Genomic DNA, 15,041 nt, shown 5'->3' with positions numbered 1-15,041 from the left:
GTGTGGGCCATGTCGTCAGGAAATGCCCTTGATGAATGATATTTTTGCCAAATATGAAGACTTGGGTTTTACCATTTTAGCGGTCAATGTGGATGAAGATTCAGCTGATGCAGATCGCTTTTTGAAAGCTGTGCCGGTTGATTTTCCTGTGGTCTATGACTCGACAAGCAAGGTAAGTGAGATGTACGAGGTGGATGCGATGCCGACAACTGTGATGATTGATCGCGATGGCAACAAGCGCTTTTTACATCGCGGATATAAGCCCGGCTATGAAGAAGAGTACGCAAACCAGGTTAAACAGTTGATCAGAGAATAGTTCACGGGTTCCTAATATGAACAGTATTAAAGCAGTCATATGCGTAATTATCTGTTTGCTGTCTTTCGGTGGCTTGCAGGCTTGCGGTGAAATTAAGCCGTGGGTAAAACCCTATGAGCGAAGTAATCTGGCCGACCCTATTATGAGCTTAGATCGACATGGGGCTGCGGGTGCATACATTCACCATGTATACCAGGCAAGGGAGTCTGCTCGTGGAGCAGAGGGTGGCGCAGGAGGTGGCTGTGGCTGTAATTAAAATGAAAGCCAAGGTGCCTTTTTTTAAATCCTTTTTTCAATTGTTAATTATTGTCAATTCCCTGGTGATCAGTGCAGTAGGTAATACAGCAACGCTTCCTCCTGATACGGTTGACGCCTTGTATCATGGTTACGAAGGCGGTGGTATGGATATTAATGGCCCCTTTGTTCTGGTAAGAAAAAGTGCCGGTACGAATTTTTCCCTGAATGGACATTACTATGTTGATTCAGTGTCGTCGGCGTCTATTGACGTGCGCGCCACTGCTAGTGCTTATGAAGAAGAGCGAACTGAGTACAGTGCCGGGGTAGATTTTCTTCATGAGAAAACGATAGTGAGCGCGGGCTATACCAACAGTGAAGAAAATGACTTCTCAGCAGACACGGTGTTTGTTTCTGTTTCACAAGATTTCTTTGGTGATTTAACTAACTTGAGCTTGGGTTATTCCAGAGGTTGGGATGAAGTGGGAATGATTCAGAGTGACTTTTCTGAAGATGTTGACAGGCAGAACTACAAACTGGGGCTATCTCAAGTCATCACGAAGAATATGCTCTTTGGCGTGGACGTCGATATTATTACTGACGAAGGTTATTTGAATAACCCCTATCGCGTATACCGCTATCAGAGTGGTTCATCTTTCGAGACAGCCACTGAAAAATACCCGCAAACACGAACCAGTACAGCTGTTGCACTTCGTTCTCTTTACTACTTGCCGTATCGAGCATCGATTAAAGCAGAGTATCGTTATTTCACTGACAGCTGGGGGATAGAAGCGGATACCTTCGAACTTCAATATATTCATCCGGTTGGTCCTTCTTGGGTCTTTGAGGGCCGATATCGTTATTACCAGCAAACCAGTGCAGACTTTTATAGTGACCTTTTCCCCTTTCAGGACTCACAAGACTTTATGGGGCGCGATAAGGAATTGAGTACCTTTAGTGATTATACGATTGGTTTAGGAGCAAGTTATATTTTTGGCAAAGGTGCCATTCCACATGTAGATAGGCTAAAGCTAACGGCTTTGGTTGATTACTTAGAATTTTCCTATGACAACTTCAGAGATGTGACCAAACCTTCTACTGTTGCAGGAAACGAACCTTTGTATGGTTTCGATGCGTGGGTCACGCGTATATCGGTCACGATGGAATATTAGAGAGAATTGGGGAAGAGTTAGATGAATAATAAAGCGACCAGAAAAGCATTGAAAAGCATACTCTTGTTTGCTGTATGCCTAGTTTCAGTGAGTAGCTTTGGTGAGGAGTCAGCGACCGAGCCGGGTGCGGTTATCGAAAAACAGTCTGCGCCTGTGGCGGACAAGCCTGTTGCCTTGAGTGTGGCGCAGCTGAAGAAAAAGGTCATCAAGCTGAATCGAGACCTGTTTATTCTGGAAGAAGATTTGCTGTTTCCGGCAAATACCCAGTTTGTTGTTTATCTGAGTCTGGATACGGGTAAATTCTTCAAGCCTGACAGTGTGACCTTAAAGCTGAATGATGAAATTGTTGCTAGCCATTTGTATACGCAGCGTCAAGTCACAGCATTACGAAAGGGCGGTATGCAGCGTTTGCATATGGGTAACTTGAAGAGTGGCGAGCACGAGCTAACGGCCGTTGTAAGCGGGCTCGGGCCTGATAAGCGCGAGTACAAAAAGGCTGCCAGCACGCTATTTGAAAAGACAAGTGATATTGCTTCGCTAGAGATTCAGATAAGCGACCAAAGTGAAAACTATCAACCTCATGTCGAAATCGTTGAGTGGAACTAGCGTGCTAAAAACTTATCTTCCTGAGCAAACTCAGCGCTTTGTGAAAGCACTGATTACCTTGTGTATTCTCTGCGTGAGTCTGTGGACGGGTGTTGCTCAGTCTTCAGAAGCAAAGCTGGTTGATGAGTACCCGGTATATCAACGTGCTCAAGACTTAAATTACGGTCAGGTACTGTTCCAGTACCATCAAGGAAATTTCTTTGAAGCTTTGAGCGCGCTAAATGTTGCCAAGCTCCGTTCCGGAATCCAGGGGCATGGCCAGCATCCCGAATTAGTGGAGGGGGGGCTGATGCTCTCTTACGGAATGGTCGAAGAGGCCAAACTAGTATTTGAGACGCTTCTAACCAAGCAAATTTCATTGAGCGATCGTAACCAGGCTTGGTACTACTTAGGTAAGGTCTTCTACCTTACCGCCGATGATAAGCGCTCTTCAGAAAGTTTTGACAAAGTACAGATGCAGCTTTTGCGAAAGGAAAAGCCTCATTTGTTCCATGAAATGCTCTATATGAAAGGACTATTGATCGGACGGGATCATAGTATCAAACAAGAAAATAAACCCCTTATGCTTGCAAGCTTGATTAGCCAGATTCCTCCTGGCAACTTATGGCGACAGTACCTTCAGTATAATGCCGCCGTTGGTGGACTAGCGGCAGCGTCTAATGCGAACTATGAAGTGGTTCGAAGTGTTGCTTTGCGAGATTTGAAGCGCTTGGCAGCTGGTTTGCTTAATCAAATAGATGAACTCTATAGTCAGTCGAATGATGTTGGTGCTGGGGAGCGTATTAACTTACGAGAACAGTGTTTGCTAAGCCTTGGGCAGCTATACCTTCAGCAGGGAGATAATCAATCCGCTTTAGGTGTCTTACGCGAAATCAGAAAAGATAGTCTGTTATCTGACCAGGCACTTTTCGCTTATTCAGTTGCTGCGACTAACCTTGGTCAGCACGGCTTGGCGCTCGAAGCTTTAACGTTGTTGAAAGAGCGCCCACAATTTACGCCCTGGTTACAGCAAGTGCCTTATGCTTTGTCCTATCTGTACGAGCAAATGGGTGAAACAAAGCTTGCACTCCAAAGCTACCGAGTGGCTGTTGAGCATTATGAATCTTTACAAGAGCGTTTTGGCAGACAAGCACAAGAGGTCGATGAGTCGCGTTTGATTGCCGCCTTGAACCTTTCACGCCCCTTAGGTGATGCGAAGTTAGTGAATGATGCCTATGGCATGCTAAATGTTCAGCCTAATGACTATAGCTTTGCACACCTTCTGGCAACGGATGCGTTTCAGCGCCAGGTAAGTGAGCTGCATGAGCTGTATAAGTTAGAAGAATCTTTATCTCAATGGGCTAGCCAGCTGGACTCATTCGACACCATGATGGCAACGCGTATTGCGCTTCGTGAAGACAAAATACAGCAAACAAAGCAAGCGATGGAGAACCAGGACGCTGCACACTGGGAAGATGAGCAGGACAGGTTTGCTGCGGCGATTAATCATGCCAGCGAGACTGAAGACTTGCGATTCTTTATGAATGAGGAGCAGATTAAATATGCCAAGAAAATTGAGCAAGCCGAGTCATCGTTAGCACTTATTCCACATGATCATCGCAAGCGTAGCCGTTACGAACGGCGCTTGAATCGAGTTAAAGCCTATTACGATTGGTGGTTGAGTGAGTCCTTTAGTGACAATCGTTGGCAGGCGGTCAAACAACTTCGTGCACTCGATCGTGAAATGGCAGAATTTAATGAATATCAAGCTAAGTTACGTTCAAAACTGGAGTCTGATGGTGGCAATGAAGCGCTAGCAAAGAGAGTTTCTGAAGGAAGAGAGCAGCTAGCGCTAATTAGAACGGAGTTAGACCAGAGTCTTGCGCAAGCAAGAAATAAACTTGTTGCTTTGGCCAAACAGGATTACGAAAAGCAAATCGCTGAAGCGGGTGTTTATTTGAAGGCTTCGCGAGAGTCATTAGCCCGAATTTCAGACCAGGTTTATCATTCGGATTCTGCAGAGAAAACCAGCATGACGACAGAGGAGGCTAGCTTGTGAGTTTACTTAGAACAGCATGCTTGCTTACCTTGTTATTTGCTTTGTCAGGCTGCCAGCTATTTGACTCCAGAACCTATCCCTTATATGGGCCTGAAAGTATTGCTTCACTTCAGCCTGCTGTCTTGATGATTGATAGAGAGGCATCTTTAAGTCTTGAAATTTCAGAAGTTATCGAGAATTACACTCGTCTGCTACCTATGCTGAAAGACCCTGAAACGCAAATGAAGGTTCTGCATCGCTTAGCCGATCTTAAGCTTCAGAAAGGTGAATTATTAATGGCAGAGCAGGCTGTTGATGAGCTGGATATCGCTATCACTGCTTATTTAGGTCTGCTTGAAAAGTATCCAGACAGAGAAGATAACGATCACGTCTTATATCAATTGGCAAAGACCTATGAGTTGAAAGGTTTGCGTGATCAACACCTGAAGATACTGACACGAATTGCCGAGCAATACCCGGGCTCAAACTATTATGCCGAAGTACAATTTAGACGCGGAGAGATCCTGTTCACTGACGAACTGTATAGGCTGGCCGAGCAGGCATTTTCTGCCGTGATTCTGACTGAAGCGCCTAAAGAGGAAAGCCCCTTTTTGGCTAACGCCCACTACATGCAAGGCTGGAGTTTGTTCAAACAGGCAAAATACTCTTTAGCGCTGGTAAGCTACAGCCGCGTGTTAGATTTATTGTTAAGTCAGGACTCGGCTGATCAAGATAAAGCCTCGGCCTTGGTTGCGAATCAGCATCAAACTCTGGTCGAAGACTTAATGCGCGTTATGAGTTTGTCGTTTTCTTATTTGGGTGGGGCAGAAAGCTTGGGGGCTCTGTTTGCAGAAACGGGCCAGCGACATTATGAGCATGTTGTTTACTCCAGCTATGCAGACTTCCTGTTGAATAAAGAGCAGTTTAGTGACGCGGTGTTAGTTTATAAGAACTATATTGCCAGGCAGCCACTGAGTTTGTGGTCGCCAAAATATCAAATGCAGATCATCACTGTGCTGGTTCACGCAGGCTTTAAGAAAGATATCTACCCCGAGAAAGTGCGATTTGTTGAGACTTATGGCTTAGGCAGTGAATTTTGGCAAACGCATGCTCCGAAGCCAGAGCCTGAAGGTGCTACCGACTCGCTGGGCTATACAAAAGAACAGCTGGAGCCACTGTTAAAAGAGTTAGCTGATCGCCATTACGTTAAAGCCGGCCAGTTACGCAAGGCTGCTAAGAAACGTTCTGCCAGCAAGCAAAAAACGCTCGATGAATATACGCTTTCTGCTCGATATAACCGTGCCTTTACCGAGACCTTTCCCAATCATTCAGACTTGCCAGAGCGCCTAGTATTATTGGCTGAGAGCGAGACACAACTGTCACATTTTCCAGAAGCGATCTCGGCTTTCGAAAGAGCTGGTTATGAGTTCTCAGAATTTTCTGGTCGTAGTGATGCGGCTTACGCTTCCGTGCTGCTCTATGATGATTACTTAAAGAGCATCAAAGCCTTGCCAAAAGATAAGCTGCCAACAGAGCAAGAGGCAAGGCAAGCTCTTCTGGAAAGCTTAAGTATTAAGCGGGAGCAGGCTCAAATGCGTTTTGTTGATATTCACAAGCAAGACAATAGAGCGGTTCCGGTTTTGTACCTCGTGAGCTCTGAGTATTTTGACAGGAAAGATTATCAGGGGGCATTACCTTTGGCTCAGCGCCTGATTGACTGGCCGACTTCGTTTGAAGGTGCGCCCAAGCTTGATAAACAAACCTTATTAGAAAGTAGTTTGATTAAAGCGCACAGTTTGTATGCTTTAAATGACTTTGTTCTGTCAGAAGGTGCGTATCAAGAGGTATTGACCCAAATGCCTGCAAAGGACAAGCGCCGGGCTGCAACAATTGAAAGCCTGGCTGCGAGTGTCTTTAAGCAGGCAGAGGCGAAGTTGGCAGATGGGCAGACTTTGCTAGCCGTTGACGAGTTTCTTCGCGTGGGGCTTGTTGCTCCGACTTCCACCCTCAGAGCCAGCGCAGAATATGATGCCGCAGGTTATTTGATTGAATTAAAAGAATGGCATCGTGCTATCGACGTTATTTCAGACTTCAGAAAGCGTTACCCAAAGCATAATTTACTCGATACGCTGCCTGCTAAAATGGCTTTGGCTTATCGTGAAACCGAACAGTGGGAAGCAGCGGCCGGAGAATTGCGTATTATGCGTAAGCTGGCAAAAACCGAGCAGGAAAAGCAGGATATTCAGTTTATCGTAGCGGAGCTATACGATAAGGCTGACAACAAGAAAGAGGCGATACTCAGTTACCGGCTTTATGCGAATACCTATGCCGAGCCAGCTGATGTCTATATGGAGGTGACTCATCGTTTGGCGCAACTTTATAAAGAAACGGATAAACCCCTGAAGCGACGCTTTTGGTTAGCTAAACAAATGAAGAAGGTCGATAGCTTGGGTGATGCTGCAGATGACCGTATGCGCTTCTTGGCGGCAGGTGCTGCGAGTGTTTTGGCTAATGATGCCTTTATTCAGTACAAACGAATCAAGTTAAAACTACCTCTAAACGAAACCATGATTAAAAAAACCAAAGCTTTGGAAAAAGCTATGAAAGCCTATCAAAAGACGGCGAGTTATGGTGTCTCTCAGTTCTCAACCGAAGCTGGATATCGCATGGCTGATATTTATGCTCAGCTTAGTCGCGACTTAATGGATTCTGATCGCCCTACAGGCCTGAACGAGCTGGAGCTAGAGCAGTACGAAATTCTTCTTGAAGAACAAGCTTATCCCTTTGAAGACAGTGCTATTGAAATTCATGAACAGAACTCCAGTAGGTCTTGGATTGGTATCTACGATGACTGGGTTCAGAATAGTTTTGATGCCTTAAAAGAATTGCTACCAGGGCGTTACGATAAGCCTGAATTAAAGAGCGAGATCATCTATGACTTGTATTAAGGGTCTATTCATCTGTTTGAGGCAATCAATGTCATGTTTTTTGATGGTTTGTCTGTGCCTTATCTTGAGTGCCTGTGCAACAAAAGGAAAAATAGATAAGGAATCAATCGCCGCTGAAGATTCGCGACAAGCATTAGTTTCACAATATCAAGACGCTGTTGAAACGATGAAGTCACTAGAGAGTTCATCGGACCAAGCGATGGCTGCCGGGGTATTCAAAGGTAACGATGAGCTTGAAGATAGCTTTCATACTCTGGCAGAAATACATCAGCAAAACCCCTGGTACCCTGGGCCTCTCTTGAACCTTGGCATTAGTAGCTGGTGGTTGGGAAATGTAGAAGAGGCTGAGTCATACTTATCGAAAGTGCTCGCTCTGAAGGACTCGCTTGGGCAGGAGAACAAACAAAAGGCTGATAACAAGGCGTCGATAGATCTGCCTACAGACAAGCGGGCTGAGATTTTGGATAACTTGGCAAAGTTTACTGGCCCGGCACTCAACTATCTCGGTCAAATTATGCGGGAGAAAGGCGATTTCGATCAGGCGGAGAGCTATTATCGCCAGGCTTTGGATCAGAACCCTGAAGATATAACAGCCATTAGAAACTTGGGTATCTTGTTGGATTTATATCGTGGGCAGTTTGCGGACGCTTTGCCTTTATACGAGCAATATCAGTCTTTACTTGATGAGCCAGACCCTCAGGTAAAAGACTGGATCTTTGATATCAAAAATAGACAATAAGGAGTTGTAGGATATGAAATTAACTCAATGTTTAATGCTACTGACTTGTCTTATTTTAACGCAAGTTGTGGCGGCAGAAGGAACTGTGATCGCAATCGAAGGGGCGACTATTCGAGGGAACCAAGAGCTTCCTACCGTTTTGTATTTGGTTCCTTGGCAGCCAGCAAAGGTTTACTCTCTTGATGAACCTGAGCAGACCTTGGCATCGTCACGTCCTATTCAGCCGCTTGACCGGGCCAGCTTTCTGAGAATGCAAAGTTACCATGAAGCCTTCAGCAAACAGAATGTAAAAGCGACTACTGTGCCCGCAATACCAAAGTAGGATTCATCACTTAGACAGGTTCTTGTAAGCTAAAAGAAGGTATATTGGCCTATATGGCGTCAAACTATGACAGGAGTCACACAAAGTATGTGCATGGAAGAACATGAACACAATTCGCAACAAATCCTTTCGTGATCTAACCGTCTTTTCTCTCTTTTCAATCTACAATTTTCACAATTGTTTGCAATCGTCAGCGAAGTGCACTTGATGATTGTATAAATTTTAAATGGCCTACAAGGCATAAAGCAAAGAAAACCCCCAGGAGTAAATTGTTATGATCGAGACAATAATTCGATTTTTTCAGGAAGGCGGATTCTTCATGTATCCGATTTCAATCATTTTGGTAGTTGGTTTGGTGATTGCAATTGAACGCTATGTTTACCTGAGTGTCGCTAAGCGTAATAACCGCCAGGACTTTAATAAGCTTCACCGTATGATTAGCGGGAAGGACTTTAAGTCGGCTGTAAAGTTTGCTTCTTCGTCTAAGACCGCCATGTCGAATATGATCGGTGCGGGTCTGGTTCGATTAGGCCGCAGACAGCCACGTGAAGAAATTGAATATGCGATGGAAGAAGGCTTGCTGGAAACGATGCCGCGTTTAGAAAAACGTACGCAATATCTAGCGACTTTAGCTAACGTTTCAACCTTGCTCGGCTTGTTGGGCACGATCATTGGTTTGATCGCTGCATTTACAGCGGTTGCCTCGGCCGATCCTGCACAAAAAGCTAGCTTGCTATCACAAAGTATTTCAGTAGCGATGAACACGACTGCATTCGGTTTGATTGCGGCGATTCCTTTATTACTCGTTCACTCAGTACTTCAAACAAAGACTAACGAGATTGTCGATAGTTTTGAAATGGCGGGCATTAAAGTGATGAACTTATTAAGTGACCGATCAGCTTCGGTTCCAGCACCTGCTAAGGCTACACAGTCGCCAAGTGCTGACTCAGGGCTTAATGCGGCAGCCGCTGTTTAGTTGGTCTTTGTAAACCAACTTTATTGATCAATCCTTAGCGAAATAGGCAGACTCGACTATGAAACGCAAACATCGACGCTTACGAAGTGAAGCAGATCTGGATATCACGGCATTTATGAATTTAATGATCGTGCTTGTACCAATCTTGCTGATCAATATGATCTTTGCTCATACGAGTGTACTTGAGTTGAACTTTCCAACTCAAGACCAAAGCTCAGCTCAGGATGATGAGTCATTGCAGTTACAGGTAATGATTCTGGAAGATAAGTTGGTGGTTGCCGACAATAAAGGCGGTGTGATTAAGCAAATAGATAGTTTAAAGCGGAATTCAGTTGCAAATAATAGCTCTGACAACGCGGCCGTAAGTACTGGGGCTTACGACTTTGCGATGTTAGGGCAAGTGATGCAGGAGCTGAAATCGCGTATTCCGGAAAAGAAAGATATTACTGTCATGGCACGAAAAGACACTTCCTATCAGACCTTGGTGTCTGTGATGGATAAGGTGCGATCTTACCGTACCGTTGTTGCGGGAAGTGTAGTGAATGCCGAGTTATTCCCGGAAGTGTCGATAGCCGATGCGCCGGAAGTTGTTGATGCAAACGAAAGTGTTGCGGATGCCAAGACCGAATTAACTGATGGGAAGGTTAGATCATGAAAACATCAGCAAAAGCCAAGCGTATCCAGCGTCACCAACGCCGTAGTAAGAATCAGGGTAAGTTAAACCTGGTATCCTTGATGGACATCTTTACGATTCTTGTGTTTTTCTTGATGGTAAATTCCTCAAGTGATGTACAAGTATTGAACCAGAACAATATGGTCAAGCTTCCGGTTTCTAATGCTGATCAAATGCCAAAAGATGCGCTGGCATTAGCCGTGACTCACGACGATATTCTTGTCGGTGGCCGAGCGATCGTTAAAGTCGCCGAGCTTCGTGAATTTCAAGGAGAGGTAGAACCTCTGCTTAAGGCTGAGTTAGACTATCAGGCTTCAAAGTCTAACAGCGCAGTCGCGCCAGAAGGGCGTCCAATCACTATCGTTGCCGATCGAGAGTTGCCATATGAGCTGTTAAAGAAAATTATGACAACCTGTGTGGATTCTGGTTATGCCAGCATTTCACTTGCGGTTAATAAGCATGTTGAGCAGGAGGCTTAATCATGGCGTTTAATCAATTAGGGCCAGCCTGGAATGCCGAAGCAGGTGAGAGTGAACGCTTAGGGAAGATTACCGCAGCGGTTATTCCTGTATTTTTGGCAATCGCTGTTTATGTCTCGTGGGTGGATTTACCTGAGCAAGATAGGGAAGAGCTGGAAGCCCTGCCTCCTCAACTAGCAAAGGTCATACTTAAGAAAAAAGAAAAGCCTAAACCTGTCCTTAAAAAAGAGATTAAGAAAGAGATTAAGAAGGTTGAGCCTGAGAAGAAAGTTGCTGAGAAGCCAAAACCGAAACCAAAACCTAAGGCTCAAATAGCGAAAAAGCCCAAGCCAAAAATTAAGCCGAAAGCAAAAGATATTCAGTTGGCACGAGAGAAAGCCAAAACATCTGGTTTGCTAGCGATGAGTAATCAGTTGTCTGCACTAAGTAGCTTAGCTGATAGCGTTAAACTCGATACGCCCAAAACGATTTCGGCAAAACCTATTGCTCGTAAAGTTGAAGATAAGCTCGCCTCAAGAGCGAAAACTTCACGCAGTGCAGGCATTGATGAAACCAAGTTGACGCAAGAAACACAGAGAATGGAATTGGCCTCAAGAGAGATGACGGAAGTAGAAAAAGCTGAAGAAATTCAAACCGCGCTTGAACTGGCAGAACTGGATGCGAAGCGCATGGTTGCTCAGCGTACTCGTGAAGATATTCGTCGCACCATGGACGCCAATAAATCTGCGATTAACAGTATTTATAATCGCGCACTGCGTAAGAAGCCTTCACTGCAAGGAGCCTTTACTGCACAGCTAGTCGTTGAGCCAAGTGGTCAGGTCTCTAGCTGTTCGGCAGTAGAGTCAACACTGAATGAGCCAAGACTGGAAAGCAAAATTTGTAAGCGTCTGCGCTTAGTCAACTTCGGACAGAAGTCAGGTGTCGATCAGGCAACGATTAGCTATCCAATAGAGTTATTCCCAGGCTAGCCCAAATTTATTTGCTATCCATAGGCAGAGGGTTCCGCCCATTCGCTAATGATCGAACTCGTGCTAACCCGCCAGCGAGGCACGGAGGCCTCTGCCTACAAGTATGGTCGCTATCCCAGAAATACGATACTAACCCCCGCTCGTAAGCAGAGGGTTCCGCCCCTCGCTAATGATCATAGCCCGCAATCGAAGCATTGATGCCTCTACCACGAGCTTAGGGTGAATGCCTAAGCAGCGACTTCAGTCGCCGCTTTGGCTGGCTTTTTTGATGCGAGCCCAGAAAAACGCCCCTCAAAATACAGTTTAAGCTTCGAAATTTCCTCTTCATTCAAAAACAAACCGAGTTTGCTGCGGCGCCAGAGAATATCTTCAGCTGAGCGTGCCCATTCGTGTTCAATCAGGTAGTCGACTTCTGCAGAGAATAAGTCGGCACCAAAGTATTCTCCCATATCGCTCATGCCTTGTTTGTTCGCTAGAAAGCTAAAGCAAAGGGTGCCATATGATTTGAGGTAGCGTTGTACGAGAGTATGAGTTAGCCATGGCGCTTTCTTGTTAATAGCTTGTTCTATCTGCTCTCTTGTTTGACCAACGAACTGAACTCCGGGCATCGGTTCATCTGCAGTCCAAGGTTTACCAAGCTCCTTAATAAATGGCGACAGCTTGTTTAGAACCGCTTCTGAAAGCTTTCTGTAAGTGGTGATTTTGCCGCCATAGATTGAAAGCAGGGCGTTGCTTTCACTTTCCTGATGGAGTTCTAGCGTGTAATCACGGGTGATTGCTGAGGGGTCGTTTGATTCATCATCACACAGTGGACGGACGCCAGAATAGGTAGACTGGATATCTTCACGAGAAATCGAACGTTTGAAATGTTGATTGTATACCTTAATCAGGTAATCAACTTCCCACTCTTCAATTGCTACGTCTTCTGGCTTTCCTTGGTATTCTTTATCGGTGGTTCCGATTATTGAAAAGTGATCAAGATAGGGAAGTACAAATACCACACGCTTGTCTTCGTTCTGTAGAATGTAAGCTTCATCCAGTTCTTCAAAGCGGGGAACGATAATATGGCTGCCTTTAATCAGTCGAATATTTCGAGCCGGTTTAATATCTTCTGCCGCTGAATCAAGAAAGCTGTTTAACCAGGGGCCTGAGGCATTAACGATATTGCTTGCGAGAATATCGTAGCTGCGCTGTTCGATCTTGTTGAAGATACTTAGGCGCCAACGACCAAGATCTTTGTCGAAGCTCAAGTTATGGCACTGTGATTGAACTTCAATGCTTGCACCACGATTATGGGCATCTATCGCATTCATAACTACCAAACGTGAATCATCGACCCAGCAGTCATGATATTGAAAGCCTTTGGTGATCGAGTTTGTAAAAGGTGCATGACCATCAAATTTCACCTTCCGTGCTTTGGGCAAGGTATTTCGTTTGCTCAAGTGGTCATACATAAACAAGCCACAGCGGATCATCCATGCAGGGCGAAGGTGAGGGCGGTGAGGCATGACGAACTTCAGGGGTGAGACAAGGTGAGGTGCTTTATTAAGCAGTACTTCTCTTTCTGCCAGCGCTTCTTTAACTAGTCTGAACTCGTAGTGTTCCAGGTACCTTAGTCCACCATGTATTAGCTTGCTACTGCTGGAAGATGTACCTGAAGCCAAGTCATTTTGTTCACATAAGAACACTTTTAAGCCTCGGCCAGCGGCATCGGCAGCAATACCAGCCCCGTTAATGCCACCCCCAACAATAGCTAAATCATAGAAAAGTTCCTTTTTTTCACTGCTAATGTTCATATAAACCTCAAAAACGTTAATAATTTTACATATTATGTCATAAAACGAACATTTGGCTAGGCGAAATGTAATAATTGTTCAACAGTTTTTCGAAAAAGCGTGACAGAATTAGGCTTTCTGAAAATTAATTGAAAATAATCTTAGAATAGGACGGCGTGAATTGTTATAAATGGCGCGTGAAAAATAGCTATGTAGAAGTGATAAACAAACATCGACGCAGGTTCAGTAAGGCGTCGATGCAGGGTTGAATTGGTAGGGGTTAGGCGACGGTAAGCTTGATATTTTCTTTATTCAGAATACTTACGATGCTTTCCGGTGGTGTTTCACTGGTAAATATATGATGAGCTTCGGCAATGTTACCAAGCCGAGTTAAGGCATCCCGTCCGAATTTTGAATGGTCAGCGGCAAGGAAAATATTGCGGGAGTTCTCGACAATTGCTCGAGAAACTCTCACTTCCTGATAGTCGAAGTCGAGCAGGTCACCTGTATCGTCGATACCGCTGATACCAATGATCGCGTAGTCGACTTTAAACTGGCTGACGAAATCTATCGTTGCTTCACCCATTACACCTCCATCACGATTGCGGACAACACCGCCCGCGATAATAATTGTAAAGTCATCTTTGGTGCTCAAGATGCTCGCTACGTGAAGGTTGTTAGTAATCACCGTGAGGTTATTGTGGTTGAGAAGTGTCTGGGCTATTGCTTCAGTGGTGGTGCCGATATTGATGAAGATAGAAGAGTGGTCAGGAATCTCTAGCGCCACGGCTTCAGCAATACGCTGCTTTTCTTTGAGGAAAGCAACTTTACGGTTAGAGTAAGAGGTATTTAAAATAGTGGAGCTAAGGCCAGCGCCGCCGTGAAAACGTTGGATCTTGTTTTCGTTGTCGAGCTCTTTTAAGTCTCGACGAATGGTTTGTGGTGTAACATCAAATTTGCTGGCAAGCTCTTCAATTGTTGCAAACCCGGAACTACTTACGATCTCTATGATACGAGAGTGTCTTTCACTTTGTTTCATGGTAACGCAGACTTCTTATAAACAGTTAACGAAAGCATAGGTCGTGCAATATAGAAGAACCCTTCACCTGCACACCTGGCTAATATTGAAATAATAACATTTACACATGTAAGTGTATTGAACTATACGACAAAATAATATTTTTAGGGATCATAATATGGCTCAGTTCATTCTTTCTATTGATCAAGGGACGACAAGCTCACGTGCTTTACTATTTGATCACCAAGGCCGTGTAGCGTTTACTGCGCAAGCTGAATTTACCCAGCACTTTCCAAACGATGGATGGGTCGAACATGATCCAGAAGAAATATGGAGTACGACTGTCAGCGTAATCAAGCAAGTTCTTGCCAAATTAGATCTTGAATCCGACCAGGTAATGGGGATCGGTATTACCAATCAGCGGGAGACGACGATTGTTTGGGATAGAAAGACAGGAAAGGCAATCTATCCGGCAATTGTTTGGCAGGATCGCCGAACCTCTGAGTTTTGCCAGAGCCTGAAAGATAAAGGCTTGGAAGATACTATTTCTGAAAAGACTGGCTTGTTGGTAGACCCATACTTCTCAGCGAGTAAGATTCGTTGGATTCTTGATAATGTCGATGATGCTGATGAACGAGCTCGCGAAGGGGACTTGGCGTTTGGAACTGTCGATACTTTCCTGCTATGGCGCTTAACCGGTGGTCGGTCGCATGCCAGTGACGCCACGAACGCCTCTCGAACTTCCTTGTTCAATATACATACACAAGAGTGGGATAAAGAACTGTACAGATTTTTGAT

The 15,041-nt window shown here is 44.9% G+C and carries 15 protein-coding genes; 13 read left to right on the top strand and 2 right to left on the bottom strand.

Translation table 11 applies throughout. The annotated features are described in order from the left end of the window. From A3763_RS10690 to A3763_RS10635, 12 genes are all read left to right on the top strand, one after another. A partial coding sequence (locus tag A3763_RS10690; RefSeq protein ID WP_156495044.1) for a TlpA disulfide reductase family protein occupies positions 1 to 316 on the top strand: 316 nt, incomplete at its 5' end. 16 nt (positions 317 to 332) lie between these two features. Beyond that, a complete protein-coding gene (locus A3763_RS10685) occupies positions 333 to 572 on the top strand; it encodes a DUF4266 domain-containing protein (RefSeq protein ID WP_068511561.1) in 240 nt (79 codons plus the stop codon). Next, a complete protein-coding gene (locus tag A3763_RS10680) occupies positions 559 to 1,722 on the top strand; it encodes a DUF3570 domain-containing protein (RefSeq protein ID WP_231872166.1) in 1,164 nt (387 codons plus the stop codon). The genes A3763_RS10685 and A3763_RS10680 overlap by 14 nt, the downstream gene beginning before the upstream one ends. 21 nt (positions 1,723 to 1,743) lie before the next feature. Next, positions 1,744 to 2,328: an AraC family transcriptional regulator gene (locus tag A3763_RS10675; RefSeq protein ID WP_068508191.1), complete on the top strand. Its 585-nt coding sequence runs from the start codon at positions 1,744 to 1,746 to the stop codon at positions 2,326 to 2,328. Position 2,329: 1 nt separating this feature from the next. Then, positions 2,330 to 4,366, top strand: a complete 2,037-nt coding sequence (locus tag A3763_RS10670) for a tetratricopeptide repeat protein (RefSeq protein WP_068634473.1) — start codon at positions 2,330 to 2,332, stop codon at positions 4,364 to 4,366. Further along, positions 4,363 to 7,293 (top strand): tetratricopeptide repeat protein, encoded by a 2,931-nt coding sequence (locus A3763_RS10665; protein WP_068511503.1) that lies wholly within the window; start codon positions 4,363 to 4,365, stop codon positions 7,291 to 7,293. The genes A3763_RS10670 and A3763_RS10665 overlap by 4 nt, the downstream gene beginning before the upstream one ends. 28 nt (positions 7,294 to 7,321) lie before the next feature. Further along, the gene (locus A3763_RS10660) at positions 7,322 to 8,032 is read left to right on the top strand and encodes a tetratricopeptide repeat protein (RefSeq protein ID WP_068553962.1); all 711 of its coding nucleotides are present in this window, start codon (positions 7,322 to 7,324) and stop codon (positions 8,030 to 8,032) included. 13 nt (positions 8,033 to 8,045) lie between these two features. Then, entirely contained in the window at positions 8,046 to 8,354 is a 309-nt protein-coding gene (locus tag A3763_RS10655) for a hypothetical protein (protein WP_068553964.1), read from the top strand. A gap of 274 nt (positions 8,355 to 8,628) precedes the next feature. Further along, complete coding sequence (locus A3763_RS10650; protein ID WP_068511508.1) at positions 8,629 to 9,330, top strand: MotA/TolQ/ExbB proton channel family protein; 702 nt, start codon at positions 8,629 to 8,631, stop codon at positions 9,328 to 9,330. A gap of 58 nt (positions 9,331 to 9,388) precedes the next feature. After that, positions 9,389 to 9,985: a biopolymer transporter ExbD gene (locus A3763_RS10645; RefSeq protein WP_068553966.1), complete on the top strand. Its 597-nt coding sequence runs from the start codon at positions 9,389 to 9,391 to the stop codon at positions 9,983 to 9,985. Next, positions 9,982 to 10,482 carry a biopolymer transporter ExbD gene (locus tag A3763_RS10640; RefSeq protein WP_068511512.1) on the top strand — a complete coding sequence of 167 codons (501 nt, stop codon included), beginning with the start codon at positions 9,982 to 9,984 and terminating at the stop codon, positions 10,480 to 10,482. The genes A3763_RS10645 and A3763_RS10640 overlap by 4 nt, the downstream gene beginning before the upstream one ends. A gap of 2 nt (positions 10,483 to 10,484) precedes the next feature. Next, positions 10,485 to 11,450 carry an AgmX/PglI C-terminal domain-containing protein gene (locus tag A3763_RS10635; RefSeq protein ID WP_068553968.1) on the top strand — a complete coding sequence of 322 codons (966 nt, stop codon included), beginning with the start codon at positions 10,485 to 10,487 and terminating at the stop codon, positions 11,448 to 11,450. Positions 11,451 to 11,677: 227 nt separating this feature from the next. Here A3763_RS10635 and glpD read toward each other — a convergent pair whose 3' ends face one another. Together glpD and A3763_RS10625 are read right to left on the bottom strand one after the other, a co-directional pair. After that, a complete protein-coding gene (gene glpD / locus A3763_RS10630; RefSeq protein WP_068567642.1) occupies positions 11,678 to 13,246 on the bottom strand; it encodes a glycerol-3-phosphate dehydrogenase in 1,569 nt (522 codons plus the stop codon). A 259-nt stretch (positions 13,247 to 13,505) separates the two neighbouring features. Then, positions 13,506 to 14,264, bottom strand: a complete 759-nt coding sequence (locus A3763_RS10625; RefSeq protein WP_068554486.1) for a DeoR/GlpR family transcriptional regulator — start codon at positions 14,262 to 14,264, stop codon at positions 13,506 to 13,508. 157 nt (positions 14,265 to 14,421) lie between these two features. Here A3763_RS10625 and A3763_RS10620 point away from each other — a divergent pair. After that, positions 14,422 to 15,041: FGGY family carbohydrate kinase (locus A3763_RS10620; RefSeq protein ID WP_255376619.1), on the top strand; the 620-nt coding region annotated here is incomplete at its 3' end.

Source organism: Oleiphilus sp. HI0128, from assembly GCF_001635365.1.
Note: the sequence above shows the minus strand (reverse complement) of the source record. Positions and strands in the feature narration are given on the sequence as shown.